The organism is Pacificispira spongiicola (assembly GCF_012926505.1).
GTDB classification, from domain to species: domain Bacteria; phylum Pseudomonadota; class Alphaproteobacteria; order UBA8366; family Aestuariispiraceae; genus Pacificispira; species Pacificispira spongiicola.
The window spans coordinates 49,356-66,325 of the sequence record NZ_JABBNT010000001.1; the positions used below are offsets into that span (position 1 = coordinate 49,356).

14 protein-coding genes are annotated in these 16,970 nt (G+C 62.2%); 11 read left to right on the top strand and 3 right to left on the bottom strand.

What is annotated here, in order from left to right; all coding sequences use genetic code 11:
* Positions 1-6: 6 nt before the first annotated feature.
* Positions 7-1,551 (top strand): tetratricopeptide repeat protein, encoded by a 1,545-nt coding sequence (locus HH303_RS00250; protein ID WP_169623207.1) that lies wholly within the window; start codon positions 7-9, stop codon positions 1,549-1,551.
* Here HH303_RS00250 and HH303_RS00255 read toward each other — a convergent pair.
* Complete coding sequence (locus tag HH303_RS00255) at positions 1,523-2,059, bottom strand: invasion associated locus B family protein (RefSeq protein WP_169623208.1); 537 nt, start codon at positions 2,057-2,059, stop codon at positions 1,523-1,525. The genes HH303_RS00250 and HH303_RS00255 overlap by 29 nt on opposite strands.
* Positions 2,060-2,229: 170 nt before the next feature.
* On the opposite strand from HH303_RS00255, the gene HH303_RS00260 reads away from it, so the two are divergent.
* The gene (locus tag HH303_RS00260; RefSeq protein ID WP_169623209.1) at positions 2,230-4,086 is read left to right on the top strand and encodes an SLC13 family permease; all 1,857 of its coding nucleotides are present in this window, start codon (positions 2,230-2,232) and stop codon (positions 4,084-4,086) included.
* Here HH303_RS00260 and HH303_RS00265 read toward each other — a convergent pair.
* Positions 4,068-4,553: a DUF2306 domain-containing protein gene (locus HH303_RS00265; protein ID WP_169623210.1), complete on the bottom strand. Its 486-nt coding sequence runs from the start codon at positions 4,551-4,553 to the stop codon at positions 4,068-4,070. The genes HH303_RS00260 and HH303_RS00265 overlap by 19 nt on opposite strands.
* A gap of 94 nt (positions 4,554-4,647) precedes the next feature.
* Here HH303_RS00265 and HH303_RS00270 point away from each other — a divergent pair, with 94 nt between their 5' ends.
* From HH303_RS00270 to HH303_RS00290, 5 genes are all read left to right on the top strand, one after another.
* Positions 4,648-5,427 carry a LytTR family DNA-binding domain-containing protein gene (locus HH303_RS00270; RefSeq protein WP_169623211.1) on the top strand — a complete coding sequence of 260 codons (780 nt, stop codon included), beginning with the start codon at positions 4,648-4,650 and terminating at the stop codon, positions 5,425-5,427.
* 129 nt (positions 5,428-5,556) lie between these two features.
* On the top strand, positions 5,557-6,702 hold the full coding sequence (locus HH303_RS00275; RefSeq protein WP_319637258.1) for a phosphoserine transaminase: 1,146 nt from the start codon (positions 5,557-5,559) through the stop codon (positions 6,700-6,702).
* A 24-nt stretch (positions 6,703-6,726) separates the two neighbouring features.
* Entirely contained in the window at positions 6,727-8,307 is a 1,581-nt protein-coding gene (gene serA, locus HH303_RS00280) for a phosphoglycerate dehydrogenase (protein ID WP_169623213.1), read from the top strand.
* A gap of 94 nt (positions 8,308-8,401) precedes the next feature.
* Positions 8,402-9,664 (top strand): polyhydroxyalkanoate depolymerase, encoded by a 1,263-nt coding sequence (locus HH303_RS00285; protein ID WP_169623214.1) that lies wholly within the window; start codon positions 8,402-8,404, stop codon positions 9,662-9,664.
* A gap of 25 nt (positions 9,665-9,689) precedes the next feature.
* Positions 9,690-10,589, top strand: coding sequence for an FG-GAP repeat domain-containing protein (locus tag HH303_RS00290; RefSeq protein ID WP_169623215.1), 900 nt, complete (start codon positions 9,690-9,692; stop codon positions 10,587-10,589).
* Here HH303_RS00290 and HH303_RS00295 read toward each other — a convergent pair.
* Positions 10,566-12,740, bottom strand: coding sequence for a heavy metal translocating P-type ATPase (locus HH303_RS00295; RefSeq protein ID WP_169623216.1), 2,175 nt, complete (start codon positions 12,738-12,740; stop codon positions 10,566-10,568). The genes HH303_RS00290 and HH303_RS00295 overlap by 24 nt on opposite strands.
* Positions 12,741-12,883: 143 nt before the next feature.
* Here HH303_RS00295 and cueR point away from each other — a divergent pair, with 143 nt between their 5' ends.
* From cueR to HH303_RS00315, 4 genes are all read left to right on the top strand, one after another.
* Positions 12,884-13,279: a Cu(I)-responsive transcriptional regulator gene (gene cueR, locus HH303_RS00300; RefSeq protein WP_169623217.1), complete on the top strand. Its 396-nt coding sequence runs from the start codon at positions 12,884-12,886 to the stop codon at positions 13,277-13,279.
* The gene (locus HH303_RS00305) at positions 13,276-13,704 is read left to right on the top strand and encodes a c-type cytochrome (RefSeq protein ID WP_319637259.1); all 429 of its coding nucleotides are present in this window, start codon (positions 13,276-13,278) and stop codon (positions 13,702-13,704) included. The genes cueR and HH303_RS00305 overlap by 4 nt, the downstream gene beginning before the upstream one ends.
* A 103-nt stretch (positions 13,705-13,807) precedes the next feature.
* A complete protein-coding gene (locus tag HH303_RS00310) occupies positions 13,808-15,205 on the top strand; it encodes an aldehyde dehydrogenase family protein (RefSeq protein WP_169623218.1) in 1,398 nt (465 codons plus the stop codon).
* Between the two features lie 38 nt (positions 15,206-15,243).
* Positions 15,244-16,908, top strand: coding sequence for an acetolactate synthase large subunit (locus HH303_RS00315; RefSeq protein WP_169623219.1), 1,665 nt, complete (start codon positions 15,244-15,246; stop codon positions 16,906-16,908).
* Positions 16,909-16,970 lie beyond the last annotated feature (62 nt).

Sequence of the window (16,970 nt, forward strand, 5' to 3'; positions counted from 1 at the left end):
CCCCTGATGAAACCGCCCTTCGCCCCCTTACCCGCTGCCAACCGACCGATGTCCGTGCCGCGAACCGTGGCCGGCTTGATGCAAGCCGGACGCATGGCGGAAGCGGAAACACTGTGCCGCCGCCATCTGACGCAATTGCCGAAAGACGGCAGTGTCTGGTTTCTTTTGGCCGGCATTCTGACGCGACGGGGCGACGGCGACGGGGCGATGGAGGCCCTGAGCACCTGCCTGTCATTGTCACCGGACAATATGGAGGCGCTGCAACAACGCGCCTTCCTGAATTACAAGCGCAATGCGCTGGATGACGCATTGGCCGATCTTGACCGCGTTTTGAAGAAACAGCCCCGGAATGTCGCCGCCCTGTATCATCGGGGCACCGTGCTGGACGCGAAGGGCCGTTTGGCGGAGGCGGAAGTCAGCTTCAAAAAGGCGCTGAAACTGGACCCGAAACAGGTTCCGATCTGGATCAGCCTGTCGACCACGCAGAAACGTCAGGCCAAGGAACATCCGAAAAAGGAAGACGACGCTATCGCGTCTTGTCGAAAGGCCCTGGCGCTCGCGCCGGACGATATCCCGGCCAACAACAATCTGGGCAATATGCTGGCCGCCCGCGGCGACAGGACGGAAGCGCAGCAATTGTTCGAAAAGGTTCTGGCCCGCGTTCCGGACATGAAGCAGACACGTCTGAATCTGGCGGAATTGTTCTTCAAGTCGGGCGATTTCCAAACCGCGCGCGACCACTACCTGAAGGCCGATAGCCTCATCAGCCGTGCTAGGGCCCTGGAATGCCTTGTGCACATGCAGGATTGGGAAACCTACGATCGGGAAGCGCCGGACCGTGCTGCCAAGGAACAGAACAACCTGCGCATGGCGTCGATATCCTGCTATGTCGCGGATCGACGCGGCACGGAAGACCCCTTCCCCTTCTGCCCAGACCCGATGGCCCATGTGGCGATCTTCAAGAATCTGGGGTTGGACGAGCCGGCCGAGCCGTTCCTGGAAGCCCTATCGGACCAGTTGCTTCAACGCGATGCGGTTTGGGAGCCGCTCGGCTCCACCACGACGAAGGGTTACCAGACCCAAGTGAACCTGTTGCGCGCAGCGGAAGGGCCCGCGGCGCGTATAGAACCGATCCTACAGGCCGCCGTGGCGCGTTATCGCGCAAAATTCGCGGGGTCGAAATGCGGGTTGATTCGGGATTGGCCGGAAAATTACGCGCTGGATGCGTGGTTCGTGAACCTGCGCAAGGGCGGGCATCAGCGGGCGCACAACCATCCTTACGGCTGGTTAAGCGGCGTATTCTATCTGAAGCTTCCCACCGAACAGGGACCGCCGGAAGGGTCCATCGAATTCGATCTGTTGGGCAGCACCTACCCGGTTCTGGGCGACACGCCGACACCGACGACGCGGCACGACCCGATGGTGGGGGATTTGGTCTTGTTCCCGTCGACCTTGTTCCACCGCACCATTCCATTCTCGTCTGAAGAATCGCGGCTCAGCGTCGCCTTCGATCTGGTCCCGATCAGCGAAGCGCCTCATAGGCCTTCGTAAAACCGCTCAAGGAAATCGATACCGACACGGTCCGATCCGGCGACGCGATCGGCACGAAGGCGATATTCGCGCGCGCACCGCGCTTCAAGGCCGCGACCTGCGCGTCCGGCAAGGCGATATTCGCCGCGCACCCGGCCGGGGTGCAGACATCGAATATGTAATGTCGAACCTCTCCACCATCGACGGACAGGGCCAATCCTTCCGGCAAGGCAGTGCCCAATGGCACGATGATGGTCGCGCCCGCCGCGGCCTGCCGACCTTCCCCGAACCGAACGAGACTGAATTCCGCCATCGGATTCCCCGCGGCATCATAGCCGAGCTGTACCATGTAACAGTCGCCGGGCCTGGCGGCACTGCACCGGATCGCCCAGTCGCCATGGGTCTCCCGCACCGTTTCCGGTTGCGGTTCGGCGGCAACGGAAGCGTTGCAAACCCAAGTCAGCGCGATCCCGGTCAAAACAACCGAAAGGACCATCCCTGCCCGCTGTTTCAATAAAAACAATCTCATCCGGTTCCCCGCTTTCGCCGACCTGACACTACTAGCCGAACTCTCGCCACGCGAAAAGTCGGTGCGGGAACGTTTTCCCGGCGGCAATCACCATGCTAGGGATATAAACAGGCGGTTGAGAAGATGGGCAAGACCGTCCCCGCCGCGCCGTCTAGGGAGACTATCGAAGAATGGAATTCGCCGATGTGAAGGCCCTGGAGATGATCCTGGTCTTCATCCTGATCGCCGGGTCGCTGTATTTTTATGCGACGGAGAAACTGCCGCTTGAGGTCACGTCTCTAGCGGTGATCTGCGCCCTTATGGTGGTTTTCCACCTGCTGCCGATCACGGGACCGGACGGCAAGAATATCCTGACCGCCCATGAATTACTGGCCGGGTTCGCCAATCCGGCCATGCTGACGGTCCTGGCATTGCTGATCCTGGGCGAAGGCCTGAACCGGACCGGCGCGTTGGATACGGCGGCAAGCGTGGTCTATGCGGCATCGCGCGGGCGGCCGGTCGCGGCGGCGGGTATGGCGCTTCTGCTGGTCTGTATCGTGTCGGCGGTGCTGAACAACATTCCGGTGGTGGTTCTGTTCATCCCGATCATGCAGGCACTGGCCGTCCGGTCGAACCGGTCCGCCGGGCGGTTGATGATGCCGCTCAGCTTCGCGGCGATCCTGGGCGGTATGACGACACTGATCGGGTCTTCGACGAACCTTCTGGTGTCCAGTGCGATGATCGAACTGGGCGAAGACGGGTTCGATTTCTTCAGCTTCACCATACCGGGCTTGGTCGTGGCCGCCGTTGGCTTTCTCTATGTCGCCTTCGTCCTGCCGCGACTGATGCCGGACCGTGAGGGCGAAACCGCCACCCTTCAGCGCGAAGCCAAGCAGTTCAAGGCTCAGATCACGGTGAAGCGCCACAGCAAGCTGGACGGCATGACGCCGACCGCCGGATTTTTCCCCGGCCTCGCGGGTATCACGGTCCTGTCCATCGAACGGGACGGGGACGTTATATTGCCGCCTTACGAGGACGTCCCCCTACAGCCGGACGACGCCCTGATTGTCGCCGCGACGCGCGAGAAACTACTGCAATTCCAAAAGGAAAATCCCGGTGCGCTGACGCCGGACATTATGGCCCACAGCGGCTTGGCCCGCATGATCGACCGCAGCGCGCCCTGGCAATCGGGCGCGCAGTCCGTCGCCGAAGTCATGGTGACGCCGGGATCGCGCATGGTCGGCCGCACCTTGGATACGATCGGCTTTCGCTATCGCCACGACTGCGTGGTTCTGGGTGTCGAACGGCGGAGCCGCATGCAGCGCACCAAGCCGACGGAAATCCCGCTGGAACCGGGCGATATTCTTCTGATCCAAGGCCGCCGGGCGGATATCGAGGCCCTGCGCGGCAGTCAGGAAGTCGTCCTGCTGGAATGGTCGGCGGAAGACTTGCCGAAGCCGCATCACGCGAAACGCGCCGGGCTCATCTTCCTGGCGACGGTCGGCGCCGCGGCCACCGGTCTGCTGCCGACGGAGGTCGCGACCCTATCCGGCGCCGCGGCGATGGTGATTGTCGGCGCTCTGTCCGCGGAAGAGGCCATCCGGGCGCTGGACCACAAGATCATCATGCTGATCGCTGCCGCCCTGTCTCTCGGCACCGCGATGCAGGCGACAGGCGGGGCGGCCTTCCTGGCGCATACAATGGTCTATGCGCTGGGGGATGCCAGCCCGGCAATCATCCTGTCGGGTTTCTTCCTGCTGACGGCCTGTTTGGCGAATATCCTGTCGACCAAGGCGACGGCGGTGCTGTTTACCCCCATCGCGGTGGCAATCGCGCATGGGATCGGCGTTCCCGCCGAACCCTTCGCCGTTGCCGTCGTCTTCGCCGCCAACTGTTCCTTCGCCAGTCCGGTCGGCTATCAGACGAACCTGCTGGTGATGGCGCCGGGGGGATACAAGTTCAAGGATTTCGTCCGGGCGGGAACGCCCTTGCTGATCCTGTGCTGGATCACCTTCAGTCTATTCGCCCCCTATTGGTACGACCTTTGACGGGTACGGATCGACAGGACCGCCAGCCCGCAGACCAGAATCGCAATCGCGACATACCCCAGTTCAGGAAAGTCGCCGAAGAGGACGGCATTCATGCGACGCCCCGGCAATAGCGTAAAAGCACCGGCGACGCCCAACGACCAGAAGGCCAAACCGCGCATGATGCCCTGATGCCGCCGCACATTCCCGGCCCGGATCGCGGCGATCGCCCAGATCAAGGCAGCCAGAGTCGTAATGGATAACAGGTGGATCGGGCTGAAATCGCCGATCAGCCGGATCTCCCTAACCCAGAAGGACGACAAGGCCGTCAGCGTCATCGCCGACACCCAGACATACCCCATGGCTTTATGCATCCGGTCCCGCCGCCGCCTCGCGATAATCAGCGGGGCCAGGCAAACCGCCAGCACCGCGGCGGCAACGTGAATTTGGATCGCGATTGACGATCCGGCAATCGGCGCAATTGTCATGCTTTCCGTCCTTCCCTAGTCCGGTCTTGAATTGGTCCGCCCCCGTCCTGTAATCGAAAGGGACCGAAGACCAGCGCGGATACGTGGAAGGACGATGGGCATCGTGAACGACAGTGCCGTGCAGTTCACGAAGCGCAGGATGCAAACGCTCCTGCGCAACCGATCCCTGTGGATCGCGCTTGCGGCGGTGACAGCGATCCTGACCGTGGCGGGTCCCTTCGGAACGTCGGGAACCCTGCCCCCGGCCCCGCGTTTCTTCTATTGGGCCGCCATCGTCATCGCCTGTTTCTTTACCGGTGCGACGGCGACGACCCTTGTCATGCGGTTGTTGAAGTCGGGCGGCATCGGGCATTATCCCGCCCTTGCGACGGGTGCGGCGGTCGCGGGCATCCTGAATTTCGCGATCGTAAGTGCCCTGACCGCGCTTTGGACCGGGCTTCCGCTGCTCGATCGGGTCTGGATCGACGAACAAGCCCTGCCTGTTATCCTGATCACAATGGTCGTTTCCGCCGCCTACGACTCCATCGCGATACCGAAAGCCGGCGCAGCGGAAAGGCGAGCCGACGAACCACCCGCGATCCTGCGTCGAGTGCCCTTCGACAAGCGCGGGACGCTGATTTCCCTGTCGGTCCAGGACCACTATGTCGATATCGCCACGACGGCAGGGCGCGAACTCGTCCTGATGCGTTTGTCCGATGCGATTGACGAGGCCGGGCCGGGGCACCGGATTCATCGGTCGCATTGGGTCGCATCAGGTCAAATCCGCGCGATCAAGCGCGACGGCGCGCGCGCGATCCTAACGCTTTCCGACGGGCGCGACCTTCCGGTCAGCCGAAGCTATGTTCCCGCTCTAAAGGACGCCGGGTTGCTCTGAGTTTGTATTTCGCGCAAATGCGACTATTTTTTCGCTGTCCGCGACCATATGGGAATTGACGAATCGGCGGAACGCGGCATAGGTTCCCCGCCCATCCACTCTGCATCTCAATTCCCGGAGCGACCCATCGTGACCCAGCGTCCCGCATCCCGTCCCGCCCGCCCGCATTTTTCGTCCGGTCCCTGCGCGAAGCGGCCCGGCTGGAGCCCCGCCGCCCTGTCCGACGCCCTGGTCGGCCGGTCGCACCGGTCCGGCCCCGGCAAGAAGAAGCTGGCGGAAGTGATCGACCGGACACGCGCCATATTGGGTATTCCCGACGATTACCGCATCGGCATCGTCCCGGCCTCCGATACCGGGGCGGTCGAAATGGCGCTATGGTCCCTGCTGGGCGCGCGCGGTGTCGACATGCTGGCCTGGGAAAGCTTCGGCAAGGGCTGGGTGACCGATGTCGCCAAGCAATTGAAACTGGAAGACGTCCGTATTTTCGAGTCCGATTACGGGCTGTTGCCCGATCTCGATCCCGTCGATACCGACCGCGACGTCGTCTTCACCTGGAACGGCACGACCAGCGGCGTCCGTCTGCCGGACGCGGATTGGATCGCCGACGACCGCAAGGGCCTGACGATCTGCGATGCGACCTCCGCCGCCTTCGCCATGGTGCTGCCCTGGGACAAGCTGGATGTCGTCACCTGGTCCTGGCAGAAGGTTCTGGGCGGGGAAGGCGCGCATGGCATGCTGGTCCTGTCGCCGCGTGCCGTCGAACGGCTGGAAAGCTACACCCCCGCCTGGCCGATGCCGAAAATCTTCCGCATGACCAAGGGCGGCAAGCTGATCGACGGTATCTTCAAAGGGGAGACGATCAACACTCCGTCCATGCTGTGCGTCGAGGATGCCATCGATTCCCTGCGCTGGGCGGAGGAAATCGGCGGTCTGGAAGGCATGATCGCGCGGTCCAGCCGCAACCTGGAAATCGTCGAAGATTGGGTCCTGCGCACCGAATGGGCGGATTTCCTGCCATCCGATCCGGCGACCCGGTCCAGCACGTCCATTTGCGTCATGCTGTCGGACGCGTGTCCGCTGACGGGCGAGGCCCGCGATACCGCGCCGAAGCGCCTGTCGGGACTGCTCGACAAGGAAGGCGTCGCCTATGACATCAACGGATACCGCGATGCGCCCCCCGGCCTGCGTCTCTGGGGCGGCGCGACCGTCGACCCGGAAGACATGGAAGCGTTGATGCCCTGGCTCGACTGGGCCTATGCCGAAATCGCATCCTGAACGACCCACGCGGGAGCCTGATATATGCCCAAGGTACTGATTTCCGATAAATTGAGCGACCGCGCGGTCGAAATCTTCAAGGAACGCGGGATTGAGGTCGATTTCGAACCCGGCCTGCCCGCCGAAGATTTGCTGAAACGCATCGGCGACTATGACGGTTTGGCCATCCGCTCCGCGACCAAAGTGACCGAAGAGGTCCTGAATGCCGGGGCCGGACGATTGAAAGTCGTCGGCCGCGCCGGGATCGGCGTGGACAATGTCGACCTGCCCGCCGCGACGCGCAACGGCACCGTTGTCATGAACACACCCTTCGGCAATTCGATCACCACCGCCGAACATGCCATTGCCATGATGATGGCGCTGGCCCGGCAAATTCCCGCCGCCGATGCGTCGACCCGCGCCGGGAAGTGGGAGAAGTCGAAATTCATGGGCGTCGAACTGTTCGGCAAAACACTGGGCCTCGTCGGGGCGGGCAATATCGGCTGCATCGTCGCGGATCGGGCGCAGGGCTTGAAGATGAAGGTTGTCGCCTTCGATCCCTTCCTGTCGCCGGAACGGGCGCGGGAACTGGGCGTCGAGCGCGTCACGATCGACGAACTTCTGGCACGAGCCGATTTTATCACCTTGCACACCCCACTGACCGACGGCACGCGCAACCTGCTGAACGCCGACGCCTTCGCGAAATGCCGTAAGGGCGTGCGCATCATCAACTGCGCGCGCGGGGGGATCGTGAACGAGGCCGACCTGAAGGACGCCCTGGAGTCCGGTCAGGTCGCAGGCGCGGCGCTGGATGTGTTTGAGGTCGAACCGGCCCGCGACAATCCTTTGTTCGCGATGGATAATGTTGTGGCCACCCCGCATCTGGGAGCAGCAACGGAGGAAGCGCAGGAAAACGTCGCCCTGCAGGTCGCGGAACAGATGTCCGATTATCTGCTGACGGGCGCCGTCAGCAACGCATTGAACATGCCTTCCATTTCCGCCGAGGACGCCCCGCGCCTTCAGCCCTACATGACTCTCGCCTGCCAATTGGGGTCTTTCGCCGGTCAAGTGACGGAAACCGCGATCAAGGCCGTCACCGTCGAATTCGAAGGCCATGTCGCGAAACTGAACGTCAAACCCTTGGTTCAGGCGGCTTTGGCGGAAGTCATGAAGCCGTTCTCCGATGCCGTGAACATGGTCAATGCACCCGTCTTCGCCCGGGAACGCGGGATCGAGGTATCGGAAATCGTCCATGACCGCCCCGGCGATTACCAGACGCTGATCAAACTGACGGTGAAAACCGAACGGTTCGAACGGTCGGTATCCGGCACGCTGTTCGGCGGGAAACTGCCGCGTCTGGTAAATATCAAGGGCATTTCGGTTGAGGCCGAATTGACCGAACACATGCTCTACATCACCAACCACGATAAGCCGGGGCTGATCGGCGGGCTGGGCTCCGTTCTGGCGGACGCGGGCATCAACATCGCGACCTTCCATCTGGGCCGTGCGGCAGCCGGTGGCGATGCCATCGCCCTGATCGCCGTCGACGACTCGGTGCCGCCAGATGTGATGGAAAAGCTTCAGGCGCTGCCGCAAATCATGCAGGTTAAGACGTTAAACTTCTGATTTGAATGTCGGATTCGGAATACCGAAAAAGGTCTTTCGCAGGTGCAGCATAAACCGTTAAAATAGTTCCCCGAAACATTGTTCGAGGACGGTTATGCTGTATTCGCTTTACGACGCCCGCAACCGGGCGCTCGCGCCGGTCCGCTGGATGGCGGAGGCTACGCGCCTTGCCTTCGTCAACCCGCTGCATCCGATGAGCTGGACGCCGATGGGCCGTATGATCGCGGCGGGATCCGGCGTGGTGGAAAGCCTGTTGGCCGAACGCGGCAAGCCCGACTGGGACATCGACACGGTCGAAAGCGAAGGCAAGAAACGCCCCATCGCCATCGAAACCGTCCTGGAAAAACCGTTCGGCAATTTGGTCCGCTTCCGCAAGGTCGGAATGTCCAAGAAGCAGACCCGAATCCTTCTGGTCGCGCCGATGTCCGGTCACTTCGCAACGCTGCTGCGCGACACCGTACGCGCGCTGTTGAAGGAAAACGAGGTCTGGATCACCGATTGGGCGAACGCGTCCGACGTGCCGGATGCGGAAGGCAAGTTCGGCATCGAACGCTACATGGAATACCTGATGGATTTCATGGCCTTCCTGCATGAGGAGGATTCCAGCCGTCCGTTCCATATCATGGCGGTGTGTCAGCCCGCGCCGCTGGTTCTGGCCAGCACGGCGATCCTGGCGGAAGACAAGGCCCCGCATTGCCCGGCCAGCATGATCCTGATGGGCGGGCCGATCGATACCCGCGCATCCGAAACCGCCGTGACCCGCGCCGCCTTGAACCGCAGCATCGACTGGTTCCGCACGCATATGATCCACCGCGTTCCGCCCAGCTTCCGCGGCGCGAACCGCCGGGTCTATCCGGGCTTCCTGCAATTGCGCGCCTTCTGGTCGATGAACCCGGCGCGCCACGCCGGGGCGCATTGGAACATGTTCAAGCATTTGAGCCAGGGGGACGGCGAATCCGCCGACCGGACGCGCGCCTTCTACGACGAATATATGGCCGTCGCCGATGTCGCCGCCGATTTCTTCCTGGAAACCGTGGATCACGTCTTCAAGAAACACTCCCTGCCGAAAGGGGAGTTGATGTGGAACGGCCGCAAGGTGAACCCGGAAGCGATCACCGATGTCGGGCTGCTGACCGTCGAAGGCGAATTGGACGATATCTCCAGCCCGGCCCAAACCGAAGCGGCGCACGATATCTGCCCGAATATCCCGGAAAGCCTGCGCGATCATCTACTGCAGGAAAATGTCGGTCACTACGGTATCTTCAACGGACGGCGCTGGCGCGATAATATATGCCCGCATATCGGGGAATTCGTGCGCGGGATCGAGGCGCAAAAGGCCAAGAAGCAAGCCGCCTGACCCCGCCACAACGGGAACGGGATCGGTGACGCGAACCTTTGTCGCACTTCTAGTCTGGCTAACCATCGCGCCACCTATGGCGATGGCGGGCACACGCCTGCCCGACGGTGGGGAGGCGCGCCTTGAGGGCCTGACCGCCTATTATAGCGACCCGACCGACCGATACGACCACGGTATTCTGGGGGATGAGATCGAGGCGGCATCTCTGACGATCGAAACCGGCGGCCGTACAATCCGGGTTTCCCTACCGGAAGACCAGGTCTTCGAGGACCTTACCCCACGCATCGTCGATGCGGATGGCGACGGTAGGCCGGAAATCCTGACGGTTCTGTCCTCCCTCGATCACGGTGCGGCCATCGCCCTCTACAGCCCGGAAGGCAAGCAGTTGGCCCTCTCGCCTTTCATCGGAAAGCCCCACCGCTGGCTCAACCCTGTCGGGGTCGCCGATTTTACCGGAGACGGTCATCCGGAAATCGCCGTCGTGGAAACGCCGCATATCGCCGGCGTTCTGGTGCTGTACCGTTGGGACGGTCAATCCGGCACGCTGGTGGAACGTCAGCGCGTTCCGGGCTTTTCCACCCATGTCATCGGAAGCCGCGATCAGGACCTGTCCATTATCGTCGATTGGGACGGCGACGGCGTAGCGGACATCCTGCTGCCGTCCCAGGATCGAACGGCGCTGATCGGTGCCAGTTTCGCCGGGGATATGTTTCGAGAGGTCGACCGCTTTTCCCTAAGGCGGGAAATATCGGGAAACCTGATTCTTCAGGGCAATTTCCTGATCGTGCCGATCAAGGGACGACCGAACCGAACCTTTACCCGCCCCTACAATCCGGCGGAAGCCGCCCTGAAGAAATCCCACCATCTGCCGCCGCCGTCACCGGCACAGGCGGAAATGCCGTCAGGGGCGCCAGCGGCGCAGTAGCAGCGAACTCGTCACCACGCTGACGGAACTCATCGCCATGGCCGCCCCGGCGACGGCGGGACTCAGGAAGCCCAGGGCCGCGAGCGGCAGGCCGATCACGTTGTAGATGAAGGCCCAGAACAAGTTCTGCCGGATTTTCGAGACCGTCTTTCGGCAGATGTCCAGAACCGCCGGAACCAGCATCAGGTCCGACCGCATCAGGGTGACCGGCGCCGCGTCCAGTGCGACATCGCTGCCCGTCCCCATAGCGATCCCCAGATCGGCCTGCACCAGCGCGGGGGCGTCATTGATCCCGTCACCGACCATGGCAACCCTCGCCCCGTCCTGCTGACGGGCGGCGACGGTCTTCGCCTTACGGTCCGGGCGCACCCCGGCCAGCACGAGGTCCATGCCCAAATCCCGACCGACCCGATCGGCCGCAGCCTGACTGTCGCCCGATACCATGCCGGTCGCCAATCCGCGTTCCTTCAACCGCGCCAAGGCCGCAACCGCCATCGGGCGCGGCGCATCCCGGAAACCGAAAACCGCCGCCGGTTTCCCGTCCCGAACCAGATAGACCACGGTCTCCCCCAATTCTTCCATCTTTTGCGCGGCGTTGGTGTCCAACGCGACGCCAAGACGGCTGAGCAACGCACGATTGCCCAGCGCGACGGAGACACCGTCGACCTCTCCCGCGACGCCTTCGCCGGGGCGATTGGTGAAATTACGCGGCGACGGCAAGGAGGCCGCATCCCCATCCGCGGCCTCAAACGCGCTTCGGAAGGCCTTGGCCAGCGGGTGGTCGCTGCCGCGCTGCAAGGCGGTCGCGAGCCGCAGGTGGTCCGACGTATCCACGCCCGAAAGATCGACAGTGTCCGACAGAACCGGATGCCCTTCGGTCAGGGTTCCCGTCTTGTCGAACAGAACGGTATCGATCGACGCGGCGCGTTCCATCGCCTCAATATCCTTAATCAGGATACCCGCCTTCGCCGCCGCGCCGGTGCCCGCCACCATCGCCGTCGGCGTGGCGAGGCCCAGGGCGCAGGGGCAGGCGATGACCAGGACGGACACGCCCGCCGTGACCGCCTGTTCCAAACCGTAACCGGCGACCAGCCAGCCGACGAAGGTCACAAGGGCGATCCCCAATACCGTCGGCACGAAGATCGCGCTGACCCGGTCCACCAGTTTCTGCACCGGGGCTTTCCCGGCCTGGGCGCGTTCGACCAGACGGGTGATCTTGGACAGGGTCGTATCGCGCCCGACGGCGACGGCCTCCACCTTCAACAGCCCGTCACCGTTGACGGCTCCGCCGGTTACCGGATCGCCGGGCTTCTTCGGCACCGGGAGGCTTTCCCCGGTGATCAGGGATTCATCGCTGTCGGATTGTCCTTCCAGGATACGGCCATCCACCGGAATCCGTTCGCCGGGCAGGACTATCAGAACATCGCCGGTCGCAACCGCCTCAATCGCGACGGTTTCCTCCCGGCCGTTTGCATCGACGCGGCGCGCGGTTGCCGGGCGCAGATTCATCAGGCTGCGCAGTGCGGCACTCGTCCCCTGCTTCGCCCAGGCTTCCAGACGCTTGCCGAACAGAACCAGCGTCACGATGACGGCGGCGGCCTCGAAATACAAATGCCCCTCCGATCCGGCCCCCAGCGTCAGAACCAGATAGAGACTGTAGAAATAGGCCGCCCCGGTTCCCATCGCGACCAAGACATCCATCGTGCCTGACCGGGTCAGCACCGCATGCCAGGCGCCGGAGAAGAACCGCGCGCCCGCCCCGAAAACGACCGGCGCGGCCAGCAAAGGCTCCAGCCAATACGGCATCATCAGCGCATGGATACCCAACGCCATGGCCACCATCTGCACCAGGAATGGCAGGGTCAGGACAACCGATACACCAACCCAAACCCAAGCCTGTCGATCCGCCGCACGAGCGCGGGCGGCCTGTTCCTCCGGATCAGTGTCTTCCTTCAGCCACGCTGCATATCCGGCCTTTTCGACCGCCGTGACAAGGCTGCGCGCGTCGCCGTCGCTTTCCACGGACGCCCGTTCCAGCGCCAGATTGACGCTGGCCGCCGAAACGCCCGGCACCGACGCCAAAGCCTTTTCGACCCGCGACGCACATCCGGCGCAAGTCATGCCGTCGATTTCGAGTTCTACCGTACTCATTGGAAAGGGACCCTTTCGACATTTCGAATTTCAGTCCCATATCAGATAGGGTTTCCAGTCACTGGAAGGTCAAGGGGTATTTCTGCACTTGACCTTCCAGTGGGAGGAAGCTGCAAACACTGCTGCGTTAAGGAGCCACCGGCATGAACATTTCCGAAGCGTCGAAACGCACGGGCCTACCCGCGAAAACCATCCGTTACTATGAAGACATCAATCTTGTCGTGCCCGACCGGCATGACAACGGGTACCGGGACTTCAGCACCGACGATGTCGGGATGCTGCATTTCCTGAAGCGGTCGCGGGACCTCGGCTTTTCCATCGACGATTGTCGTTTGCTGCTGAGCCTCTATACCGACGAACACCGAACCAGCGCGGAGGTAAAGTCGATCGCCGCCAAACATCTGGACGAAATCCGCGCGAAGATTGCGGAACTGGAAAGCATGCATCGCACGCTGTCGCATCTCGTCCACTGTTGCGACGGCGATTCCCGCCCCTCCTGCCCGATCTTGGACAGCCTAGCCGGAGATAAAATCGCGTGAAATACGCCCTTCCCCTACTTCTTCTTGCCTTAGCCGGACCTATCCAAGCCAGCGCGGAAGGCCTGCTGGCCCCAATGGACGAAACCTTCGTCGCCATGGGGAAGGTGATTTACGATTCCGAATGCGCGGCCTGCCACGGGGCGCAATTGGAGGGACAGGCAAATTGGCGCGAGCGACTGCCGGACGGAAAGCTGCCCGCACCGCCGCATGACGAAACGGGCCATACTTGGCATCACCCGGATCGGCAGCTTTTCAATATCACGAAATTGGGCCTCGCCCCCTTCGCCGGTCCAGACTATCCGACGGACATGCCTGCTTTCGGCTCTCGCCTGACAGATGCCGAAATCATCGCCGTGCTGTCCTATATCAAGAGCACTTGGCCCGAAAACATCCAAAAACAACACGACCTTAGGAACGGTTCCTAATTTCTTAACTGTTTAGTCACCCCTTGCATTTACTACCCAAAGGGATGGAAACTGCCGACACCGCCGTCGCAGGAGCCTTTGAGGACAAGGGAGTTTCGGCTGGATGGGAGAAATTGTCGTAACGGCACCGTATGACGGGGCCGAAATCGGGACCGTGCCGACGACCGACCAGGCGGGCATAGAGGCCGCGCTGGACGCTGCCTATGGCATATATCGAAACCGCGCGTCCTGGATCCCAAAGGCACGGCGGATCACGATCCTGCGCCGCACGGCGGAACTGATCCGCGAACGGCGTCAGGCGCTTGCCGTCGCCGCCGCACGGGAGGGTGGAAAGCCCCTCCGGGACTCGCTGGTCGAAATCGACCGCGCCGCCGACGGCGTGGATACCTGCATCGAACAACTGCGCAACGAGGCCGGATCGGTCATCCCGATGCGGGTCAATCCGGCGTCTTCCGGACGGATCGCCTTCACGCAATACGAACCGATCGGCGTCGTTGTCGCGGTCAGCGCCTTCAACCACCCATTCAACCTGATCGTCCATCAGGTGGCCCCGGCCATCGCCACGGGCTGCCCCGTCATCGTGAAGCCCGCGGCGACAACGCCGCTGAGCTGCCGCGCCTTTCTGGATATCCTGTATGAGGCTGGATTGCCGGAATCCTATGCCCGGATGGTGATGCCCGAAACACATGAGCAGGCGACCGCGATGGTCGCCGATCCGCGGGTCGGATTCTTCAGCTTCATCGGGTCCAGCCGCGTCGGTTGGATGTTGCGGTCCAAACTGGCGCCCGGCGCACGCTGCGCCCTGGAACATGGCGGGGTCGCCCCGGTAATCGTGGCAAGCGATGCGGATTTGGATTCCGCCCTGCCCCGTTTGGCCAAGGGCGGCTTCTATCATGCGGGTCAGGTTTGCGTTTCGGTGCAACGCATCTTCTGCGAACGCAGCATCGCGCAGTCGGTCGCCGAAGGATTGGTGCAACAGGCCCGGATCATGACGGTCGGCGACCCGACGGAATCCGATACGGATATCGGTCCGTTGATTACGCATGCCGAATGCGACCGTATCGATTCCTGGGTTGAAGAGGCCCGTGCCTCGGGGGCGAGCATCCTGTCGGGCGGCGGTAAACTGTCATCCAGTTGCTACAAGCCGACGATCATCTACGATCCGGAGCCCGGCGCGACAGTATCCACCCAGGAAGTCTTCGGGCCGGTGATCTGCGTCTACCCGGTCGACAACCTGGACGAAGGTATCGAGCGGGCGAACAGCCTGCCGGTCAGTTTCCAGGCATCGGTCTTCACCCGCGACCTGGATACGGCAATGCGTTGCTATCGCCATCTGGACGGTACGGCCGTCATGGTGAACGACCATACGGCCTTCCGGGTCGACTGGATGCCGTTTGCGGGCGCACGCACCTCTGGTCACGGGGTCGGCGGGATACCATATACCATGCACGAAATGCAGACCGAAAAGATGATGGTCTGGCGTTCCGATGTCCTGAACTAGGTATTCACCCAGCCCGTTATCCCTGTAGGAGTTAGATTATGAAAGCGTCCGATCTCTTCGTGAAATGCCTCGAAGAGGAGGGGGTCGAACGTATTTTCGGCGTTCCCGGCGAGGAAAACGCCGATCTGATGATCTCCCTGATGGACTCCAAGATCGATTTCGTTCTATGCCGCCACGAACAGGCCGCCGCCTTCGCCGCCGATGCCTATGGCCGGTTGACCGGTAAGGCGGGCGTTTGTCTGGCAACGCTGGGCCCCGGCGCGACGAACCTCGTCACCGGACTGGCCGATGCGAATATGGACCGCGCGCCGCTGGTCGCGATTATCGGTCAGGGATCGCTGAAGCGCCTGCACAAGGAAAGCCACCAGAACATGGATTCCGTGGCGATGATGCGGCCGATTTCCAAATGGGCGCAATCCATCGTCTCCGCCGGAAACATTACCGAGGTGGTCCGCAAGGCCTTCAAGGTCGCGGAAACCGAAAAGCCCGGCGTGGCGGTCATCGAACTGCCGGAAGACGTCGCGAAACAAGACGTCGACGACAAACCGATGCGCGCCATCAAGGTTCGCCGGCCCGCCGCCGACCACAAGGCGATCGCGGAAGCCGCGCGCCTGATCGGCACGGCGAAGAAGCCGATCATCCTGGCCGGGAACGGCGCGATCCGAAAACGTGCGGCCAAACAATTGCAGCGCCTTGCCCAGAAAACCGGGATCGGGGTCGTGAACACCTTCATGGGCAAAGGCGCGGTGCCGATGGACGATCCGCATTGCCTTTTCACCATGGGGCTGGGATCCGGCGACTATAACAACCTTGCCTTTGACGACGCGGATCTGGTGATTTCCTGCGGCTACGATCTGGTCGAGTACGCGCCCGCCGCCTGGAACCGGCACAACAAGGACAGCAAGACCATCATCCACCTGGATTTCTGGCCGGCGGAAGTCGACCGCGACTATCAGGCGGATGTCGAAATCGTCGGCGATCTGGCCGATGCTCTGTGGCAGTTGAACGAGGCGGTGAACGACATGTACGGCGACCGCCTGCCGCTGTTCGACATCAACGATCGGGCGAAGCTGCGCGGCATCATGGCCGGGGAATTCGCGGCGGAAAAGGACGACACCGCCGTTCCGGTCAAACCGCAGAAAATCCTGTGGGACGTCCGCGAATTCATGGGGCCGGAAGACATCCTGCTGTCCGATGTCGGGGCTCATAAGATGTGGATCGCCCGGCACTATCAGTGCGTGGAACCGAATACCTGCCTGATTTCCAACGGGTTCTGCACGATGGGGTTCGCCATGCCCGGTTCCATCGGCGCGAAAATGGCCAACCCGGACAAGAGGGTTCTGTCGATTTCCGGCGACGCCGGTTTCATGATGAACGTGCAGGAGTTGGAAACCGCCGTCCGGCGAAAGCTGAACATCGTTGCCATGGTCTGGTGCGACGGCGAATACGGCCTGATCAAATGGAAGCAGCAGAACGGTTTCCAGGGCCGCCATTCCGACTTGGCCTTCGGCAACCCGGATTTCGTCAAACTGGCGGAAAGTTTCGGCATGTGGGGCCGCGAAATCACCGCGACCGACCAGATCATTCCGACGCTGGAAGAAGCTTTCCGCCAGGAAGGCCCAGCCCTGATCGCCATCCCGGTCGATTACGGCGAGAATATCAAACTGTCCCAGCGCCTGGGCAATGTAAGCGTCGCCTTGTAGAAAGGCGGTAGGGTTAAGCCCGAAAGCCCTCGATATTCGTCCAGACCGGATGCCGCAATTGA

Bases quoted from the DNA above. Each gene is read 5' to 3' on its own strand.
- HH303_RS00250 (WP_169623207.1), top strand. From the start codon at position 7: ATGAAACCGCCCTTCGCCCCCTTACCCGCTGCCAACCGACCGATGTCC.
- HH303_RS00255 (WP_169623208.1), bottom strand. From the start codon at position 2,059: ATGAGATTGTTTTTATTGAAACAGCGGGCAGGGATGGTCCTTTCGGTT.
- HH303_RS00260 (WP_169623209.1), top strand. From the start codon at position 2,230: ATGGAATTCGCCGATGTGAAGGCCCTGGAGATGATCCTGGTCTTCATC.
- HH303_RS00265 (WP_169623210.1), bottom strand. From the start codon at position 4,553: ATGACAATTGCGCCGATTGCCGGATCGTCAATCGCGATCCAAATTCAC.
- HH303_RS00270 (WP_169623211.1), top strand. From the start codon at position 4,648: ATGGGCATCGTGAACGACAGTGCCGTGCAGTTCACGAAGCGCAGGATG.
- serA (WP_169623213.1), top strand. From the start codon at position 6,727: ATGCCCAAGGTACTGATTTCCGATAAATTGAGCGACCGCGCGGTCGAA.
- HH303_RS00285 (WP_169623214.1), top strand. From the start codon at position 8,402: ATGCTGTATTCGCTTTACGACGCCCGCAACCGGGCGCTCGCGCCGGTC.
- HH303_RS00295 (WP_169623216.1), bottom strand. From the start codon at position 12,740: ATGAGTACGGTAGAACTCGAAATCGACGGCATGACTTGCGCCGGATGT.
- cueR (WP_169623217.1), top strand. From the start codon at position 12,884: ATGAACATTTCCGAAGCGTCGAAACGCACGGGCCTACCCGCGAAAACC.
- HH303_RS00310 (WP_169623218.1), top strand. From the start codon at position 13,808: ATGGGAGAAATTGTCGTAACGGCACCGTATGACGGGGCCGAAATCGGG.
- HH303_RS00315 (WP_169623219.1), top strand. From the start codon at position 15,244: ATGAAAGCGTCCGATCTCTTCGTGAAATGCCTCGAAGAGGAGGGGGTC.